Raw genomic sequence first — 21,256 nt, forward strand, 5'->3', positions numbered from 1 at the left:
TCTAATCTATGCTGTAACTAATCTCCACATGTGGCTTTGTGATCTCTAGAAGATACAGATCACCTTTTAAAGGCGTAAGCGATCCGCCCTTTACGTCTCCTACAGTTCCCGTGTTAACTCTTACGATGCAGTAGGCACTGTCTATAAGCCCGTCTACTTCTATCGTTATGCCGTCATCTCTTTGGTCTATATCAAGCATAAGATTGGTATACCTTTGCACTGCTCCTGCTATGCCGCTGCCTGTAAGATGTCTCATTGGAGGAGCAGATTCATTAAGCCACTTCATGTACTCATTTATTGTATCCTTGGCAGATTCCCAACCAAGAGCCGCTCCCCTGTCTTCATCCAACAAGTCATCAGGATGCATAAAATGAGATGCTGCCAAGTGGAAGTTAAGTTCTGAGAAGGCTGTAAATCTCATATAATCATCCTTAACTCCGCCTGACACGATCCTGGGAGTATTGATCATACCGCTTGGGTCAACATCAAATTCCTGCCCATAGGTATCTCCGTCAGGAAGGTATATCGATGCTATAGTAGTGATATCATCAAATTCATCATCCAGTATCTTCACGCTTTCCTTGGATATAACATTGGACGGAGGCACATAGACCTGAAGCCTTGCTGTTGGAAAAAGACCTGTCGAGAACTTAATAACTTCTGTCATGGCATCACGTATCTCATTATTGTTATCCCAAAGGTTATATCCAAGATCCACAGTATATACAAAGTCCTGATTGCATAAAGGCTGATGATTGTAACCGTGATAGCCAAGCTCGCCTCCTGCATTAAGGAGCATATTGCCGTAGTAATAATAGTCAGCAACATCTGTATTAGTCTTTAGCTTGCCACTTACCTGATCTTCGTAGGTCTCTATGATAAGTCCTGTATACTTAAAGTCATACTTTGATCCAAGTGAAAGAAGATCCGGCCACCATACATTGGTATAAAACTCCGCTATATCCATTCCGTAGTCACGTCGTATGTACTTGCCATCTCCGTTTGGAACAGGCGATGGAAAGTCGTCAAGGTAAAAGACTGCGCCGTTGATAACAGGATATATGCATACATCATCAAGTAATGAATAAGCACTACTATAGATCCCTCTATAAGCCTTCTCACAATATCCGAAATTACATACTACAAAGCATCCTTCTCCGTACTTCCTCCTCCAGATAAGAGGTGTAGTACCGCAGGTTGCGAACACTTCGCTCTCCTCATCTACATTGACCTGCATAGAGGAGTTAAAATAATCCTCAAGAGAAAAAGGAACATCACTTGATCCCAGCATAAAATCATCAACAGGATCAAAGTAGTCTACAACCTTGTTATCAAAGCTAAGATCGGTAATGCCAAGCTTGGCACTTATGATATCAAGGGTATCTTCTCTTTCCAAAGGGATCCAGAATATAAGCCTTCCGCCATCATATACATAATCGGTATACTCAAGTATCTTTTCACCAAATGCAGACAGATGCTTGACCCCCATCACCACCTTGTCATAACCGGTAGGATCAGGTATACCCTCTGCAATATCAGCTATGTCATAAGAAATCCTCATGTCTATAAGGATCTGTTCCAGATTGTGCCTTGCTTCTACTGCATTATCATCGCCGGAATCTGTTATAAAAAGGCACTTATGGTCTCCATTAGACTCTTTAAAGTGTGTAATATTACTATTATCTACAATAAGAGAATTGCCTTCTGCTGCCTTGTAAGGAATCCCCGCCCTTTCTATATGAAGGAGTACCAGAAAGGCAGCAAAAGCAGCTATTATTCTAAGCAGAATAAAAACATTCCTCTTCATGCCCCTGTTTTCTCCTTTACATCACCTTCATCTATGCTTTCATGACTATCTATATCAATATTTCCATCATCAGTTTTCCAGAAATCTATAAACCTTCTAAGTTCGATCGACTTATATTCTTCCTTCATGTCATACTCTTTTATAAGATCACCAAGAAGCTGTCCCTGCCTTGTCTCATAGTAATAACGTGCCCTAAGCTGGAAGGCCTCTTCATCACCGGGATACTTGTCAAACAGATAAGTTGTAAGCTCATCTGCAAGCCCCAGCTGTCCCGAATCCATATAGTTTGATGCAAGTTCCTTATAACGGTCCTTGGTAGGACGTATCCTGATAAGTTCTCTTAACAGCTGCTGGTATGTATTCCTCTGGATCTCAAGAAGCTGCCCCACGCACAGTCCGCTTCCTATATAGCTCGAAAGATAAGATGCATACTCTTCTATAAATGCTTCATTGGCAGGTTCCTGAGCATATCTTGACGCATACTGCTGAAGTCTTAGTTCATACTCTTTAGAAAACTCCGCCATTGCAGTCGTGGCATAGTGTACTACTTCTACATCATCATTAAGACGGGCCTTACTAAGAGCATTAACATATCTGTAGTTATTTTCCATAAGTACGTCCAGCATGACAGATCTTCTGACAGCAGGATCATCAAGGATAAGGGCATCTTCCAAAGGGATGTCATTGACAGACTCCTCAACTCTTGAAGGTTCATCATCCTGTGGCACAAGAGATGCTTTCATATTCTCAAGCTGGGCATATTTGGCTCCTGCTCTTCCACTTACAAAATAGGCATGGATCACCAAAGCGCATATAGGGCCAAAGACAGGCACCCAGAATACGACCGTAAGAAACGGTCCGGGTATCTTTATTAAGTTAAAGGTAAACAGTACACAAAATATAACAACCACTACTATGTGTACAAGTATTAATGATATAAGTAGCATCTTCGTATAATACCCTCTAACTGTAATATCTAAGTTGTGCCGCTTGGTCGGTGCAGGCCCCCCGAAGAATTGATTATTTACTTTCTTTTGATTCTACGCCTTCTTTTGGATCATCTAGCGGATACATTTCGTCGATCTTGATGCATTTTAGTCCTGCTTTTTCGAATCTTCCAAGTATTATCTCTTCGCCCTTTTCGTCAACTTGTGTTGCAAGGATGTAGATGTTGCCATCATTGCCAAGGCAGATGGAGTCGTTGTATCTGGTCTTGCCACGAAGTATTGCTTCCCACTCGTCTGCGCTTCTTCCTTCTCCGTCAATCTTGAAGAGTCTGTAGTCGGTGATCTCGTTGTCGGACATATCACGCTGGACTTTGAGCTGCATGCGGAAGTAATCTTCGTACATAATACCGCCGCCGTTATAGAATTCACGCTGTCTTACAGCACTTTGGTACTGCCATGCTTTGACTATGAAGTTCTCAAGGAGACCTGCAAGTACGCGGATAAGATTCGCATAATACACACTCATCTGAGAGAAGGCGACATTGTATATAGCTATGAAAACAGTAACATGACCGTCATTAAGAACACCTGCCACGTAGCAGGGCTGTCCTTCCTGAGGCTTTTTGTTGATCCATAGTTCACCTTTTTTCAGAGTTTCTATCACATCTGCATATTCTGACAGATCCAGTGATTTCTTGGCCCGCTTTGCCAGGCCTTTGGATGCAACTTCAAGTCTTGCAAACCTTGCAGCAGCATCATATATCGTATAGATAGCTATGGAGTGATTATCAAGGATATCTTCTATTACAGGGATAGACTCAGCGAATATAAGCTCAGATCTAGACTGATTAAGCCTTGTTACAACATCGAATATACGACCAAACCCCTGCCTGGACAAAGTGAGATTCTGTTTATATTCATTCTTGTATTGAAGAGCTTCTTCATAAAGATCTGATACGAATGCATTTTCATTTGTAAGCTTTGTATTCTCATCACGTACAAATTCTGCCTCGTCTTCTTTTCTCTGACGTGTATAACCGCAGATAGCAGCTGTGATATAGAACAATATAAAGGGAACCCAGTTGCCGGGATCATAGAAGAGCATAAGCCACTCTGTGCCGTTCATATAGTAGGCAAGAGCAAGAGATGCGACCATAAGGGACGCTGCGATAAAACCGGCAGTAGACCCCCAGATAGTTGACATTATAACTACAAACACAAGTCTAAAGTCGATAAGCCTAAACTGTACACTAGACCTTGAAATATTAACAAAAAGCTCTACTATAAATGCTCCTATGATCAGCTCGATCACCATAAGGATTTTTTGAGGAAGACGTATTCTTGACCTAAGCCTTTCAAAAAAGCCGAGCTTATTATGCTCATTTTCATTAAATTCCTTGTAAAGCCCGGGAACCATATCTGTAGTTTTCTGAAGGGCAAGCCAGCCGTAGCGTTCTCTTGCAATCCTTTCTTCAGGCTCAAGATAGTTATCTGATGCCCCGGGTGCAGGCATAATATCAGCATCAGGGACAAGGCTCTTAACAGAAGATATCAGATCATCAGTAGTCTCATAGCCTGAAGGAAGCAGATGTATAGATTCACTTACATCTCTCCAGTCGTCAAGGAGCCTGTACATAAACGTAGAAAAGTCCTCATGACTTATGAACATAAGCCTTGAGCCTGCAGTCTTATCAAGTATAACTTTCTTTTTATTTTTGATATCTGTAAAAATCCCTGTAAAAAAGCCACCCTTGTGAAGATGTCCCACTATACCGGGACTATAGATTATCTTAAGTGTAAAGCCATACGTATCGCGGTAATATTCCAATAGTTCGATAATGCCGCGAAGTATGATTCCCTTATCACTGCCCTCTTCCTCTTCCGAAAGGTATGGTGCTATGAAGATGAATTGTCTGAGCTTTATCTGTCTTACAAGTGATAATATTGCATCGAGTCTGTAGATCTCGTCGTAAGAAACAAATCCGGGCTCTGTATAGCGCGACAAAAAGATCACTCTTTCAAAACCATATGTCAGAAAGAGCTTTTTAAATTTGTCGTCCAATGGAGAAATTGGTATCCATCTGATATGTCCTTCTTTTCTAGGTGTCACAGAAGGATCTGCGATTATAACGGTATCGTCTCCAAAGATCTTTACAATATTTTCATCAGAAATAGCATTAGCATTACCGGTAAGTAAAGTATCCATGACCATCCCTTCATGAACAAATATTGATTGAATAAAAAAACAAATATTAGTATTCTCTTCTATTTCGGCATTTTCCCGGAATTTATTTAGTTTATTTGCAGACTTCCCACTTCATGATAAATTTTACTAATAATTATCCCTTTTTATGTCGAAATAGAAGTAACACTATGTGTGATCATATCTTGTGCTAATATAATGCACCATCATTATTGCCGGCTCATCGTCCACATTTTTTGGCATATGGCATGAGATTTATGGAGGTTGTTGTGATGTCCTTATTAGAGTTCTTGTTAGAACACTATATAATGCTCGCTGAACTTATTGGTCTGTGGCTTTTGATGGATTCCGGAATCCATCTGACCAAAAAGACCATACTGGTGACAAGGATTGTCATCATTTTGATCTTCACAGAGTCAGTTCTATGGTCTTTAGAACTCTGGACACGAAGCTTTGAAACCTTGTCTATAGCAAGGCCTATACTCTCTTCTACTATCTATCTGCTCCATCCGGCTATAATGATAGGCATAATAGGCATGGGTGATGGTATCCGGAAGCAGAAAATGTGGATCTGCATACCTCTTACAATAAGTATCCCTCTTATATATACTTCTCAGTGGACTCATCTTATTTTCTGGTATACCGAAGACAATGTGTATAAAACTGTGAATAGCTTTTTCAGATATTATCCCTATATCCTGTTTTTCTTTTATGCCTTTGCTCTTGGAATCTTCCTTATAGAGAACTTCTCTCTTTTTTACAGAAAGGCCAGAAAAGGAATCTTCTTCACGCTTGTATTCTCACTTATGGGAGTTATATTACACGTAGTCGTAGATGTTGATACTGACTACAGTACTCTCTTTGCATCCGTTCTGATACTATATTATCTGTTCCTATACATGAACACTTCCAAGATGGATCCGCTTACAGGGCTTATGAATCGTCAATGCTACTATGCTGATTCTAAAAAGGGCAGAGAAAGAATAAGTGCTGTCGCATCAGTTGATATGAATGATCTAAAGAAGATCAATGATACGATGGGACACAAAGCCGGTGACGAAGCTCTTCAGACAGTTAGCAGGTGCCTTAATTTCAAGCGCGAAAGAGCCAAGAATGTATATAGGATAGGCGGCGACGAATTCGCAATATTCTATTATGCCAAGGATGAAGATTATGTCAAAAATGACCTGGAGCTTATCAAAAAGGAACTGTCCAAGACACCTTATGTATGTGCCTTCGGATACACTATGACAGGCAGATCAGAAACGATCGACTCTGCAATGACTGATGCAGATCAAAAGATGTACAAAAACAAGGCACAGATCAAGCACACCAATATCAAGAACATCGCAGAAATGAAGCAAGCTACTATTGAAGTAATTCATGAAGCCCTGAATTCCGGGATGTGGGGAATGGATTTTGATGAAGAAGGGAATATGATCAAAGTCGAGTGGAGCCAGCAGTTTCGGAAGATGATAGGCTTTGACAATGAATGCGACTTCCCTAACGAGCTTGAATCCTGGTCTGATCGTCTGCACCCTGATGACAAAGAAAGAGTTCTTAAAGAATTCAACGATACAATTGCAGATTATACTAATCAAAAGACCTATGATGTTGAATATAATTTTAAGACCAAGGACGGCCAATGGCGCAGATTCCATGCCATCGGCAAACTTCTCAGAAGAGACAATGGTGTTCCTATATCTTATGTTGGAATATTTGTAGCTATACCAGATAGAGCGAATGCCGTCTCATGAAGCACTGACAATATACAGCAATAGAAAAAGGCCAATCCCAAATTCCATTAAATGGTATTTAAAGGATTAGCCCTTTTTTATTCTTTTTTCTGGGATTATGCTAATTATACATTTAAGCCGTGGAGCTTACCAACCTTTTCAAAAAGGTCGTTGCCATTAAGATTTAAAATGCTGTGGAATGCTCCAAACTCCTTAAGTGTAAGATCATAATCTCCGCTATAGAAATCCTCTACGCACTCCGGTGTCATCTCTACGCCGTACTTTGCAAGTACTTCTACTACCTTCTCGGGTCTATCAAGTCCAATGCTGTCACAGTAGCCCTTGATGACCATACCAAGATCTCCCATACCGTTAACTTTGGTCTGTGCTACTCTTTGCTCTTTGTTCTCGATTATTGTCGACATCCTTATTCCCCCTTTTCATCCTTGGAAAAAAGCCAGATAATCCCGAAATTCCAAACATCTTTCGGAATCATCACTACGATTACCGGGTCAAAAAATGTTCTTGACCCAAAGTCATTATACATGGCATCAGTGCGAATTCCCACACTTAAATTATCTGTTTTTTGTAATGTAGTAACGTTTTTATGATAACGCCTGATAAAGCCAGTATTCATGCAGAAACAAGAAACACCTGAATCTTTATATCGTGGCTATTCTCCCGTCTTTAATCCAGATCATAAAGTTCCTGCCTTAGCAGCGACATGGAGTCGGTGCTGTGTACGGTAGATGTTACGCCGTTGACTTCACCTGTAAGGGCTGCATGTACGTAGACATCGAGGGTGTCCGACTCGCCCATTGCAACTCCGGAGCCGTTGTTATTAAGGTCATATATAGGAATGTCTACTTCTATGTAATAGGTCACAAAGGCATTGGACGTTAGCTCGCCGTTATAGATACGATAGTATCCATCTCCTTCTGCCGTAAGTCTGGAGCGCTCTCCATCTTCTATGATTCCATTGCCGTTAGTATCTGCGCACAGATATGCAGGATATGGAGTAGCAGGCGTCGTTGACGAGCTGTAGGATGCTCCGTAAGGTCCAAGAGCATAGGTACCCGTCTCCGAATTATAGTTCGTATACTGCTGACTTCTCTTGCCATAGCTGAAATTGACTCTGATATTCTGCGTCTTAATTCCTACGTTAAGGTCTGTCAGAGAGAAGTATACAGGATAGTATGCATCTACATTAAGTGAATCTACTGTATCCCCTTCTTCATTTATAGCAGTATTAGCCTGCTCATCTGTTACATACAATTCCTGTGCATACGCATCATATGGAAGCTTATCTGTTGTCAGCTCCTTACTGAAGGCTTCATCTGTTATGGATATACTTGCAGCCTTAACACCGGAGTTATATGCCATGATCATGGTGTTAATAAAGAGCTGTACTTCAGGGGTTGTACATTGAGTTACTGCACTGTGCCCTACACCTGAATATGATATATTACCCCTGTTGTATATATAATAGTTGTTTCTTACATCATGAGGTGATGCCTCATATACATCATTGGCTCCGTTTTTGGTATATGTGGATACGAAATTCTGAACATGTTCTCCGGGCTCAACAGTACCGTTTCCATTGGTATCCATATCTCGGCTGTCAAGTGTATACCACACTGTGATATCACTTTCTCCATCAGCATTATTGTCCATATCAAGGTTTAGCTGGAAGTACTGACCATGGGTACTTGCTACGAACATCTCATCTTCCAGATCATATGGGTACTTGGAAATAGTACCTTCATTAACAAGTGATACATAGTATGCATTCTTATTAGAGTTTCTGTTAGTATAACCTCCAACTGCAAGATTCTTATATGCATTATTCGTACCATATATGGAATGATTGGTTGTAGCAAGCCTGTAAGCACCGGATAGCGCATTCCCCGAGTTAGGAAGATACGGTGTAGGATCATATATTGTACTATAGGCACTTCCATATACATTATTAGCACCAACATACCCGAATCTGTCCATGCCACACAGATCTCTTATAGCATTACTAAGATATGAACTGGCAAACCAGTCACACCACTGAGACTGAATTACAAACTGTCTATAGGTCTTACCTGCAGAGTTTGCATTAAGTCCAGCCCTTCCATACCCGGAAGTATCATATACCCATGAAGTAGTATCATGTGTAAAGAGCATGGCGCGTCCGCTCTTACCATAGGTAACCAGCGACTTAACAGCATTCTCGTTAGGGATATTAGGGAACATGTCTGTAAATCCTACTATGATCATATCGTAAGATGAAAGCTGAGTCGGGCCTGTCGGTCTTTCATTGGCATCATCAGTATCACCGTCACCATTTCTATCTATTGCTTCATTAAAATTACCTGCTATAGTTGTCGGCGATACAAGGTGACCTCCTTCAAGTTCTACTTCAAGGATATCGCTTTCTTCTGTGATCTTAGATGCATCATAATTCTTTTCATAAGCTATACCAAAATCATATGAACTTATAGAATAAATATTGACATCATAACCCGGTATATTCTCAAGCATGCTATACCAGTCGCTTGATGGATTATAATATTGAAGATATGAAATATCCCTGCTTACAGCTCCTGATATATCATAACTCTTGGCAATATCTGAACCTCCGCCGGCACTTGTACTGTTAGGAATATACGGGAATACTTGCAGTACGTTGATCTCAACTCTCTCTTCTACACCTGATGGGATAACAGCACAGATACCGCTTATCGAATCATGCGAACACAGAGATGCATTCTCACTATTGGGCTTGTTATTGGTAATCTTGAGTTTCCATGCAACACTTCCATAATATCCGTTTGGAAGCTGTCTTGTCAGATGATAAGTTGTATAAGGCATAAGAGATGTAGTAGAACCGCCTGTTATAGAAAGGTTCATGATCTCTTCTGTAAAAGTCTTATCAATCTGATCGTTGGACTTGGTCTCATCTGTTGATCCTGCAAATCGTCCATCGCCATTACTGTCAAGGAATAGCTGTACAGAATATGTAGCATCCAAAAGATCCGGGTTAGCTACATCCGTGATCATAAAATCAAAGTCAAGATAATACTGTCCGTCAGACCCCGGCGATAGAAATACACACTGATTAGGATCTAATATGTTACCATTTGTAACAGCTACATATTCTGTAGGAACAGATGTTACATCCACGGTAAGCTTAGACTTATTCAGACCCTCTGTTATAAGATCTGTGAACTTAGATCCCATTGTCTCCGTCACGAAATTAGTATACTTCCTGCTGCTAAAGCTATCACCCATACCGGCTTTGATGAACTTGTACATCTGGGAATTGGTATCTAGTCTTCCTGCAAATGTTCCGGATGTAGTTGTTAATTTAGAAGCACCTGCACTTATTCCATTTGGTACAATGATAGACTCCAGTCCATTTCCATTAAGATTTGTATTAAAGGTAAAAAGGTCATCAGATACTATTACCGGGTAGCCAAGCTCTAAGAAGTTCTCAAGCTCTTTTTCCTGAATGCTTGTGATATCATTGCCGGACAGCCTGAGGTTCACAGATGTATTATGTGTGACAGCAACTGATCCAAAATCTGCACCATCGACATACATAGCACTATCATTCATAGAATCGCCAACGTGGGTATATAGTATACCATTCATATTAGAACTGTTATAAACAGAATACTTACTTGTCTTATACCACTTAGTACCATTCCAGTTATATACTGTTCCATCATTAGCTGTATAGCTAAGTGTAGAAGGTACTCCCTTATTAGATTTGTAATTGCCTTTATTGTTTCTTAAACGCCAACGGCCAGAACTGTCGCTGACTTTGTTTTCAACGTACCACTCCCAAGTTCTGCCATTATTATCCTCGATTCCGGTCACAGTTTCCGGCATTCCCGTGCACTGCTCCGTAGTATCTTTAATGTTCATGATAGCCTTAGTCGTATTTTTGATACCATAATAATACGTAGTGACAGATTGGTTAGTAACTCCATAAGTATAAACGGCAGTATCAATTGTCTGTGATCCTATATAGATAACATCATAATCTTCGCAAGGATCTCCGATTATGCCTGCAAACTCAGACGTAGTCATGCCTGTAATCTTGATCCTGTTAAGGATAGTCGTCTGGGCAGCACTTCTCTGTGAGAATGTACCTGTCATATAATCAGGATCTTCAAGAAGTGAAAGGTTGGGTGCAAACTTCTCTGCGAAGACTTCCGCCCTCTGAGCCTGCCTGTACTCAACATCAGCTCCGCCGTCATCATACTGGAAGTACTTGAAGGCATAGCAAGGCTCAAGCTCAAGGACACGGATTGACGACTTATACAAGGTCAGATCACTTCCTGAGAAAATAAGTATATATTGAACTACTACAGACGGACTGATGGTATAGCTCATGTTACCTATGCTCTTACGGCCTCTGTATACGTTCTCTCTTATGATGAATTCAAGCAGCTCTTCAAAACCCGATGATATCATCGGATTGGTATAGGTCTTGGCAAAACTTCTATTGAAGACTTCCGGAACATTCTTGTACTCTACACCGAAGCTGCTGGTGAAGTCGCCGGTATTATATTTTCCTATAAATATATTCTTATAATTATAAGCTCCGCTTACCTTGGTTACGTCCTTGGAAGCCTCATAATTACTACCTCCTGTGGAAAAAGAGGTATAGTTTGAAATACCTTTAAGTGAAGATGAAAATGTACCGTCATCATCGCTTGAAAGACCAGGCGTATTAAGGATGATATTGTCCTTAATATCAGTCATCAAAAATCTTGAAAGTGCGTAATACGTAGAAGCCTTAGAGTTAAGGGCAGAAGCTGCATTATTGTCATATATACTTCTATTAACAATAACCGCCTGTGGGTATACTCCTGTAGTACCTGACTGTGAGTATGAGCTTGTAAGTATCTGCCTTGCGCAGTTAACAGGGATATCGTAAATCTTCCTGGTATCAGATTCACCATCTCCTATCGCGCTCTTACCATCTAATGTCATACCATCAGCAGACAGATATACAAGATCTGCATCTGTTATGGAACCTACGATATCATTTATCTCCTCATTATAACCTTCACGTTCCTTATCAAAAGTATCGCAAAGAGTATACAGATACAAAGTCAGATTGACATTGTTGTCATCAGTCCTAGTCTCATCATCACCAAATACGTAGTATTTGAGCCAGTCATGATTGATCGTGATGTAGTAGGCGTAGCCGTATCCTGCAAAATAGTTGCCGCTGCTAGGCTTTGTAAGTGAGAAATTGTACCTGTCAGTTTCTGCTACGCCGCTAAGTAGCGAAGCATCTTCGGCGCAGCTAAGGACATAGTATCCCCCTTCCATCTCTTTGGCATTGTCATACTTTTGTGTGCTGTCAACTATCTCGTCAGTATCGGAGTCTGTACCTGATCCGGTATTTGTTCCGGTCCCTGTGCCTGAACCTGTGCCTGAACCGGTGTCTGTACCTGTGCCTGTACCGGTTCCTGTAGCTATCATCACATTGCGGTGTCTTAGTCCTGAAGGTTCGGAAGATGCAGGTGTTCCCTGATCATTGATAGTATTAGAAGATCCGCTTCCTTCTGATGCATTGGCGCTTCCTGACTGACCGGAATCGCCTGAGCTGCCGCCATCTCCATCACCGCCTGAATTATTGCCTGATTCGTTGCCATCTCCATTATTGTTATTGTCATCGGATCCGCCGTCTGTATTATTGTTATTATTAGTAGTATTATCTGTATTATTGTCCTGACTTGGGTCTTGTGTATTATCTCCGGAACCTGAGCCTTCTGTATTACCGCCGGAGCCAGTACTTCCCGAGCTACCGCCAGAACCTGTACTTCCTGTACTTCCGCCAGAGCCTGAACCACCTGCGCTGCTACCTGATCCGCCCGCACCTGCGCCTGAAGATGTCTTGCCTGTAGATGCTGACCCGGAGCTAGTAGATTCATCAGATGAACCGGAAGATGATTTTGAAGAGTCCGCAGAACTCTCTGTAGAAGCTGAACCTGCAGCATCCGCTTCATCGTCGCTACTACCTGTACTTGCAGATGATGATGATTTTGTAGACTTCTTAGAGCCGGTAGATTCGCCATCTTCTTCATCAGCGATAACTACGATCTTGATAGTGATATACTCGGACTCGTCATCACTTCCAGCTGGTTTTATAGTAATTGTATATATACCGGGCTCTGAAGGAATGATTGGAAGAGTATAGATATATGTCTCATCATCTACTGATGATTCCTTTACACTTGTATCTCCGGATATATCTTTACTTCCTGACTTGCCGGAACCTTCTTTATCCTCTAAGTCTTCGTCATCTTCTGTATCAAAGTCGTCTTTAGCAGAGCCATCTTTACCGGAATCATCTTTATTAGAGTCATCTGCAGTATTGCCGGTCTTAGAATCGTTATCAGAACTTGATCCGCCTTTATTACCTGTATTATCTGCACCAGAATCAGAGCCGGAAGATCCTGTACCATCACCACTTCCGCCGTTATTACCTGATCCGGAGCCGCTTCCGTCAGAACCCGAGCCACTGCCATTATCACCTGACCCGGAACCATTACCACCATCGTCTGAGCCTAAGCCGCTGCCTCCATCATTATCAGATGATTCTTGATTCCCAGAGCCTGAGCCACTTCCGCCCTCACCAGCTGCTGTCGCAGTCATATAGAGCCTGTCGCTGCTTTGGCTATAATTATCAAGCCTTGCCTGACCATCAGATGAATCGTCGCCACCTTCTCCTCCGCTGTTATTACCACCACCTGATGAGCCGCCATCTCCTTCTGATCCATTATCGTCACCTGACGAGCCGCCGTCTTCTCCGGATTCATTAACGTCACCTGACGAGCCGCCGTCTCCTCCGGATTCATTAACGTCACCTGACGAGTCGCCATTTTCTCCTGCTCCACTACCACCACCTGATGAGCCACCTTCTCCTCCGGATCCGTTGTCTCCACCTGATGTATCTGTGTCAGAGCTACTCTTATCAGAATCCTCGTCATCTTCGTCATCTTCAGAGCCGCCATTTGAATTTGAGCCACTTCCTGCGTTCTCATCAACCTCAAATGACTGTTCTATATCAACCTGCATATTGGTCTCAAGTACGAAGTTAGCTATCTCGCTAAGGGACATAGTAACAGTGTGCTCGTCACCTGCTTCGAGATCTTCTTCCTCTTCACTTGTCGTAGGTGCGCTATCAATGTCATCTATGTCATCGATACCTTCCGAATCATAGGTGGAGTAATACATATATGTTGAAAATAGTACTGGTTGTACAGTAATTGTAAGTTTTAAAAGGTTTTCCTCTAAATCACTTCCTAAAGGGCCAACTATGATTGTATAATCTTTGGAATCACGACCTGTTATGTTATATTCCAATGTCAAATAATCTAATATTTTAATCTCCGGATCGTCAGTAACTATCTGACGGTTTTCAGATAAACTTGCAGTACATCCATTACTTGATAATTCATCTACATTTTTAACTTCCAACTTTGTAGATGCACTATTAGATCCAATTGTATATTTAAAAGTCTTTCCATCTTTTGCGTCGACTGAATCTAAAGAAAATGAAGAACCCGCTTCTCCATTATTAACAGCAGGTATATCATTAACCTTATAAAGAATAACTGATGAAAATACCAGTGTCAGATAATCATCTGTATTGTCACTATTCTTTGGCCCTAATACAAGAGTAAGAATTCCACTTTCAGATAGATTAACTACCAGTTTTTTAGCTGTCTTAATATTGGGATTTTCTCCTTCGTACGTATTCAAATCACTAACACTAATATAATTTAAGTACGATTTTGATTCTCCCAAAGTTGTTTTAAAATCTGATAAAAGTCCTTTGACTTCAAAATTCTCATTTGAGGAACCGACATAGTATGTTCCAGAAGTCATTTTTTCTGAAGGATAATATGTTCCGCTAATCTCTTCTTCTGTATCAAAAGTTGCAGAAGTCGAAATAGAGTATACGTTATAAAATGAGAACGAAATATAAAACCTTCCTGTATTAGGATCAATAGAAGAATCATTTACTGAAAGATCAAATGAATATACCCCTGTTTCAGTTGCGCCAAGCTTTACTGATGAATTTTTCTCCTCTAATTTGTTTAATTTAGTCAGAACACCTGTGTCTGTATTTACTACCCATGTATAACTATAGGTACCGGATTTCTTAACAAAAACTTCTTCGTTATCAACAGTAACAACACTACCAACACACCCTGTTATTACTGCTGTTTCGTCCTTATTAGTAACCTTTATAGGGTTAGTACTAGATATACGATTTTTAGACGCATTATAATAAGAGCCGTTATATTCAGCATATAACAACGTCTCTCCAGTAAAATTAAATAAAAGATAATAAACTGAGTCAAAAGCCTGAATATGCGTGTTTGTCTCTTTATTATAGACTTCGACATCAACTTTTACTTTATAATCAGTATTACTGCCAGTATATGTAAAACGCGCCGTATTATTTTCAAGTATTTCTTTAGATACATCGTTTTTGTCAACACGCCATTCGAACCTATATAAAGATGAATTCTTAGAAACATGATTAAGCATATCATCTTTGTTAATCACACTTGCAGTCAGATCTATTTTATAGGCGATTTTCTGCCCCTCTTGTGTTTCTACTGTTTCGCTATCCGTCACCCCTATATAATCGCCGCTATGATAATAATTATTCTTATTATCTCGTACAGTAGATATATAATTCAGTTCAAACCTAAGTCTATCAGAATCAGATACTGATGTTTTTTCAGGAGATACTCTAGCCCATGCATTGCCTGTTCCAATTGGTTTTAGATCTAGAGTATATGTGTTATCTCCATTTGATTTTAATTGAATTGTACTTATTCCTTCTACCGTAGTAGAATCCGATATATTTGCCACTTCTACAACAGGCGACAGTTCAATAAATGAAGATGTATTCTCGTCCCATCCAAGATATTTAATGGTATAGGTATACATATTGGTATCACTATTATAGTCATCTTCAGACATAGTAATAGTAGGTATACCCGATGAGTTGCCCGAATCTATTGCCTTTATCTGACCTTTATAGTTATATACAGCATAAAATGTATCAACTACCACTACATCAAACGAGAATGCATCGGGCATTGGATATCTGTACTCGTTATTTGGGCTGTAATCTGCTACTAGACTTAATTCCGTGTATTTATTAGCTGCATTCGCTTTTAATGTAATGCTTTTTCCAATACTAGTCTGAGTTGATCTATTAATACTATTTGTATTATCTGTAGTGTTTATATCAAGATTATCATAGTAGTCATTTGTCCATGTATAAACAAATCCTGTGTCATAGTTAGATACCGGTTTAAACTTGCCTTCAGATGTAAGGACGCCAATATAGGCGTTTAATTTTATACCGTCTTTTTTGCCAATATAGAGATTGATCTTCTTATTCTCTGTTTCATTTATTTTTTTATAATAATATATTGGATTGCCATCACTATCTTTTTCTCCGTCTATACTGATTCCAAGGCAATAAACGATCTCCGCCGCCGGCTCCGCGCATGTGACCATGGCATTATAAATTCTGTAGCCTCCGTTGGTGTCAGAGACCACATACCTGTTCTCAATATTATCTATATTGCTCTGGGATATCTCAGAAGTATTAAGGCTTACGACCTTGGCAGACACATAGGTATTGCCAAACTCAAGGCCCTTAATTGTTATAGTCGTAAGAGGCTTATCACCATCTTTACCGGTAAAAAAGTACAGATTGTCCTTGGTCTTACCTGTACTGACAAGGCCGGTTGTCGGTTCTGCAACATTTATGATCTTGGTACTGCCGATAGTCCAGATGACAGCCTTTGAGGTATCTGAAACTGTGCCTTCAGGAAGGCTGAAGGTTATGGTATTACCTTTACCCACAACTGTAGCTTTAATCCCTGCTCCGGTTCCTGTCATCTCAAGATCTGTCTTATCGGAAGTCTTGGCATCACGTATATCAATTACACTTTTATCCTCGTAATAGCATCCGCTACTGCTCTGGACATAGTAACCCGGCACAAGTTCTCTGCCGATAAGACCGGCTCCTGCATTAAGGATATAATAGTCATCATCAGGATTGCCACTTTCATCTTTAATGACATAAGGAGGCTCACCATGATTGTAGGCTTTGAGCTGATAAGTCATAGGATAGTCAGTCTCACCTGCATCAGGATCTGCAGACATGATGCTCTCTTCCTGAAGCGCAGTTACTACATCTCCTATACCAACTGTCGGATTGTATTCATAACCATCAGTCTGATTCTTAACATCCTGATACTCTCTGAAAGGCTCATACCCGGAAGCAAAATATCCCATGGACGCCTGTTCGTAGTCATCTGCTATCTCTACAAGGCTAAAATCAGACGATCCTGCAATTCTGTCATTAAGATCCATGAAGGTGTCGGCTGCTGCCAGCGACCTGTTCATAGAACTAAATGGCAGCACAGCAACCACGCTACCTGCTACAACAGTTGCAAGTACTTTGGCAGAGCGTCTTTTTACAACTTTCTTATTAAGATTCTTCTTAATATATGACTTAATATGACTTAAGGTATACTTCAAATCCGTCTCCCTCCCGGCCATTAATTGTCTTATCGGAAAATGTTATGAATATTTATGCCACTAGCCTTCTGATTTTCTTATGTATCTTTATTTCTCCATTATCTTATTTTTCTACTCTCAATACCGATATTCACTTTCAGATCCTTCTGTGCTGCTTTCAGATTCTTCACTGCTTTTAGGCCCATACATACTCGTATCATTTCTAAGAGCTACTGTGAAGTCATATGTATAGATTCTCTCTGAATACTCAAGTGCCATCTCAACATTTACAACCTTAGCATCATCAACGACTTTGACCTTAAAATCAGAAACATAATCAGACAGCACAGGCCAATCAGCCATATCGTCAGAATACATACTTTCGGAATCTGTAATAGTAACTTTTTTGACCTTACCATCTTCAAATTCTGCTAATACAGGAATCCCATCTGCTGAGCCTTCAGCTCCCGCAACATAATAGATCTTACTTTGTTCGCTGTCATATGCGATGATAGCAGCTCTTGCATGGATCGTCCCGTTTTCAAAATCACTCTGTTTCTGAGCAGAACCTTTTTCCTTATAGTATTCATTATCAATTGACAATACAGCAAACATACTAGAGCTTTCATCTGCACCTTCCGGCATATAAAGCCCCAGATCGGCATTAGTTATATAAGTCGTGATCTGACTTTGTAATAGCTGGGACCTTGTCTGAAGGTTTAGATCCTTGTTCTGTCTCTGATACAGATTAACTCCTGTAGTTATGAGCGTTACCAGGATCAGACCCACTATAGCCAGTATCGCGATCACTATAACAAGCTCTACGAGGGAAAAACCTTTATTCAGTTCATCTGGTCTATCGTTATTATTCATAAATGACTATGCTCACCTGCTTATTATTGCGAATCATTTATAAGCTGCTTTTATATATATTCTTTGTATACCTCTATCACTATTCCATCGTAGCCTTACCTGTAGCAGGAGTCATGTTGATGGTATAGCTCTTGCCCTGTTCGAATGTTAGTTTAGTTATGTAGCCTTCATCTGAATACTTAAGGAAAGCTCCTGTGGCTCTGTCATAAGCTATTTTTATGTCAGTTCCTGTAAGGTTCACTTCTTTTTTGTTTATTTCTGCTATGATATCTACATTGGCCGCGCCTACACTTATCTGGTCGACTACAATATCTCCTTTGACCTGCATTATCAATATGCGGCCACCGCCGTCAGGTTTTATCTCAAGATATACATCTGCATCAGATGCCTTTCCGGATGGCGGTGCACCGGCAGACTTACTAAGTGTTAATACTCTGACCTTGGACAGAGCCGAAAGGGTATCCTGCGCACACTCTCTTGCTGCCCGGCCGTTCAGGATGCTGATCATGGATATAAGGCCTGTAGATAGGACAGCCATAATAGCAATGATAATTATCAGCTCTACCAGGGATACGCCTTTATCATTTATGCATTTATTCTTATTTTTAATATAAGGATTCTTATGCATTTCTCGTCACCAATTACAATCATTTGACAGACACTTACCAAAGTTTTAGTACTTCTTCCATCCGCTATAAGTGATAAGATCCGCTGTATTGAAGGTCGCATCGCCCATAGCATCTGCATTGTCTGATTTTTCCAAAAGAGAGAAATCTTCTCCGGAGGTAAAAAGGTTAGCAACGCACAGACCTGTTGACTCATCTTGTAATGTAAATACGCTGCTAAGAGCGTCCGGATCATTTTTTATCTCACTTACACCTGTCATAGTGATCTTGCCATCGCAGATGATGGTACCTGTAAAACTGGTACTGATATTCACATCTCCGCCTACAGTGATTATCATGTTGAGTCCGTCAACATCGGAACTATAATTGCAGTCTCCGTAATATACTCTGACTCTGTCCTTGCCAGCCTCATCTTTAAAGACAACATAGTTACCGCTTTTACTGGTACTTGATCTTAACTTCTCAATATTCTTCTGACTTATAAGATTCTGATATACGCTGTCCTTCTCATCTCCGGTAAGACCTTCATAATTGACCGATAGATTGGTACACAGGGTATAATAAGACTTCTCATATATCTCTGATTCTATGTCTGTATCGATACTGCTGTACTGACCGGAAGTAGCATATGAATCATCAACCATCTGCCAGGATACATAGCCGTTTTCATCTTTTATCACACCTCCGGCGCTATCCATCTGAGGTATCAGGATATTGCCAGCGAGATTGAGCCTTATAAAATCTGACCCTGTCGGGAACTTAAAATCAGACACATACGCACTTAGATACCTGTTCATCTTCTGGGGGTTAGCTTCATAATATGCTTTGAAGAAATCTCCTGCTGCCTTCATAGGGTCAGTTGCAGTTGACTTACCAAAATCCATATAGAAATACATCCATCCGTCCTGATTGATGACAGTAGAGTATGCCTTGTCATTTAGTCCATATGAAGATTCGTCCATCAAAGACGATCCAAGGCTTCTAACTGTAGCGCCGTAATATACAGGAAGCATAGTTTTGCCTGTAGCTGCGCTGTAATCTGTATAGTATTCATAATAATCAGCATAAGGCAGCGGATTTCTTTGAAGGACAGGTGAATAGTAAGTCGCCCCACCATCTACATAGGAGTACCAGCCCACACATTCATAAGGAACCAGATAAGCGATCTGCCCTGCCTTGGAAGTCATGGATTCTCCCATAGGGAGATTGTCTTTTTTGTCATCAAGATAGGATATACCGATGTATGCATTTCCAAGAAGTTCAAAACTATCAAGCTTGGAAAAATCGGCGCTCACCCCGGTTCCATTGAAGATAATGGAACTACTACGTGAAGAGTCGATATCCTGACTATGGCCATAACCATAGTAGCTGCCTGCAAGTTTCACAGAAGTCTTTCGACCTCCTATAGTAAGATCATCCTTGACATAAGTATTGCCAAGAAGTTCTAGATTATAGGCCCCATTGCTGGCAGGAAATGCCTTTTCATCCCTGTCACCAACTTTAATATTTCTGGCCCATACATTAGAAGGAACGCCACTTGAAGATGTGCTATTATCCTCATGATCTACATGGAAGAAGCCGTTTCCTATAGTCACGATAGTGCCGCCTACTGTATTATAGGGATCTGCAGCATCCGCTTTTCTGTCTCCTCCTGCAACGATATATGGACAGTTAACTATCTCTAGTCCTGCTCCGCTATCTATTTTGATAGAATAGTCATCACCAGCCTGACTAGCAGCAGCTCCTGTATCATGTCTTCCTGCATAGACGCTGACTCCTGATATCTTGGTAGTTCCGCTTGTAACCTCGATAGAATTGTCCGCAACAAGCGCATATCCTACCACTATAGGAAGTGAGAACTTAGTATTAAAGCCAAGATCCGGACACTTTATATTAATATCAGTCTCGATTATAGATACGTCACCTGTCTCATCAGTATAGGTAACCTTAACACCTGATATTCTGATAAAATCCTCAAATTCAGTAATATCAGAGGAGCTTGTAACCTGTACATATGGCGGCTCTGGCTCTAAAGCTTTACTTCTTGTAACAAATTCGGTGAAATCCTTGGTAGAGAGACTTGACATAAGGCTTGTCTTATATTTTTGCCATACAAGTTTTGAAGATTCTTCCTTCTCTTTGTCTGTTAACGATTCCGAATAATTCTGCATTATTGATATATATGCATCGGAGAAGCAGATCGAAGCTTCCTTCTGAAGGCCTGCAGCAATCTCATCCATGGCTACTTCTGCAGAATAGTAGTTCTCCTGAATCTTGAACTGCTGACTTTTCATCTCAAAGTTATACAAGGACATATACATGATAATAGACAGCAGCAGTCCTACAAATGAAAGAACTACTATCGCCATTACCATGGACATACCACGATCATCATCCTTAACTTTTTGAAGTGAAGAAAGAATACGACTATTATATTTATGTAATGAGAATCTGTCTTTCATATCTTGTACCCATCTATGCTAATATGTTCGTCT

General features: G+C 40.6%; 9 protein-coding genes. 1 reads left to right on the top strand and 8 read right to left on the bottom strand.

What is annotated here, in order from left to right; translation table 11 throughout:
- Position 1 precedes the first annotated feature (1 nt).
- The 3 genes from BMX21_RS08495 to BMX21_RS08505 all read right to left on the bottom strand — a co-directional run bounded on the left by BMX21_RS08495 (position 2) and on the right by BMX21_RS08505 (position 4,960).
- Positions 2-1,807, bottom strand: a complete 1,806-nt coding sequence (locus BMX21_RS08495) for a DUF2194 domain-containing protein (protein ID WP_092043343.1) — start codon at positions 1,805-1,807, stop codon at positions 2-4.
- Entirely contained in the window at positions 1,804-2,754 is a 951-nt protein-coding gene (locus BMX21_RS08500) for a hypothetical protein (RefSeq protein WP_051216884.1), read from the bottom strand. The genes BMX21_RS08495 and BMX21_RS08500 overlap by 4 nt, the downstream gene beginning before the upstream one ends.
- Before the next feature lie 73 nt (positions 2,755-2,827).
- Positions 2,828-4,960: a hypothetical protein gene (locus BMX21_RS08505; protein WP_092043345.1), complete on the bottom strand. Its 2,133-nt coding sequence runs from the start codon at positions 4,958-4,960 to the stop codon at positions 2,828-2,830.
- Between the two features lie 269 nt (positions 4,961-5,229).
- Here BMX21_RS08505 and BMX21_RS08510 point away from each other — a divergent pair, with 269 nt between their 5' ends.
- Entirely contained in the window at positions 5,230-6,714 is a 1,485-nt protein-coding gene (locus BMX21_RS08510) for a diguanylate cyclase domain-containing protein (RefSeq protein WP_177173976.1), read from the top strand.
- 104 nt (positions 6,715-6,818) lie between these two features.
- On the opposite strand, the gene BMX21_RS08515 is transcribed toward BMX21_RS08510, so the two are convergent.
- The 5 genes from BMX21_RS08515 to BMX21_RS08540 form a co-directional block, all read right to left on the bottom strand.
- On the bottom strand, positions 6,819-7,118 hold the full coding sequence (locus tag BMX21_RS08515; RefSeq protein ID WP_022753018.1) for a hypothetical protein: 300 nt from the start codon (positions 7,116-7,118) through the stop codon (positions 6,819-6,821).
- Between the two features lie 262 nt (positions 7,119-7,380).
- Complete coding sequence (locus BMX21_RS08525; protein WP_092043352.1) at positions 7,381-17,283, bottom strand: DUF5057 domain-containing protein; 9,903 nt, start codon at positions 17,281-17,283, stop codon at positions 7,381-7,383.
- A gap of 117 nt (positions 17,284-17,400) precedes the next feature.
- On the bottom strand, positions 17,401-18,135 hold the full coding sequence (locus BMX21_RS08530) for a type II secretion system protein (RefSeq protein ID WP_092043355.1): 735 nt from the start codon (positions 18,133-18,135) through the stop codon (positions 17,401-17,403).
- A gap of 79 nt (positions 18,136-18,214) precedes the next feature.
- Positions 18,215-18,763, bottom strand: coding sequence for a pilus assembly FimT family protein (locus BMX21_RS08535; protein ID WP_092043357.1), 549 nt, complete (start codon positions 18,761-18,763; stop codon positions 18,215-18,217).
- A gap of 45 nt (positions 18,764-18,808) precedes the next feature.
- The gene (locus BMX21_RS08540) at positions 18,809-21,223 is read right to left on the bottom strand and encodes a hypothetical protein (RefSeq protein ID WP_092043359.1); all 2,415 of its coding nucleotides are present in this window, start codon (positions 21,221-21,223) and stop codon (positions 18,809-18,811) included.
- Between the last annotated feature and the right edge of the window lie 33 nt (positions 21,224-21,256).

Source organism: Butyrivibrio sp. TB (assembly GCF_900110805.1).
In the GTDB taxonomy this organism is placed as follows: Bacteria; Bacillota; Clostridia; order Lachnospirales; family Lachnospiraceae; genus Butyrivibrio; species Butyrivibrio fibrisolvens_C.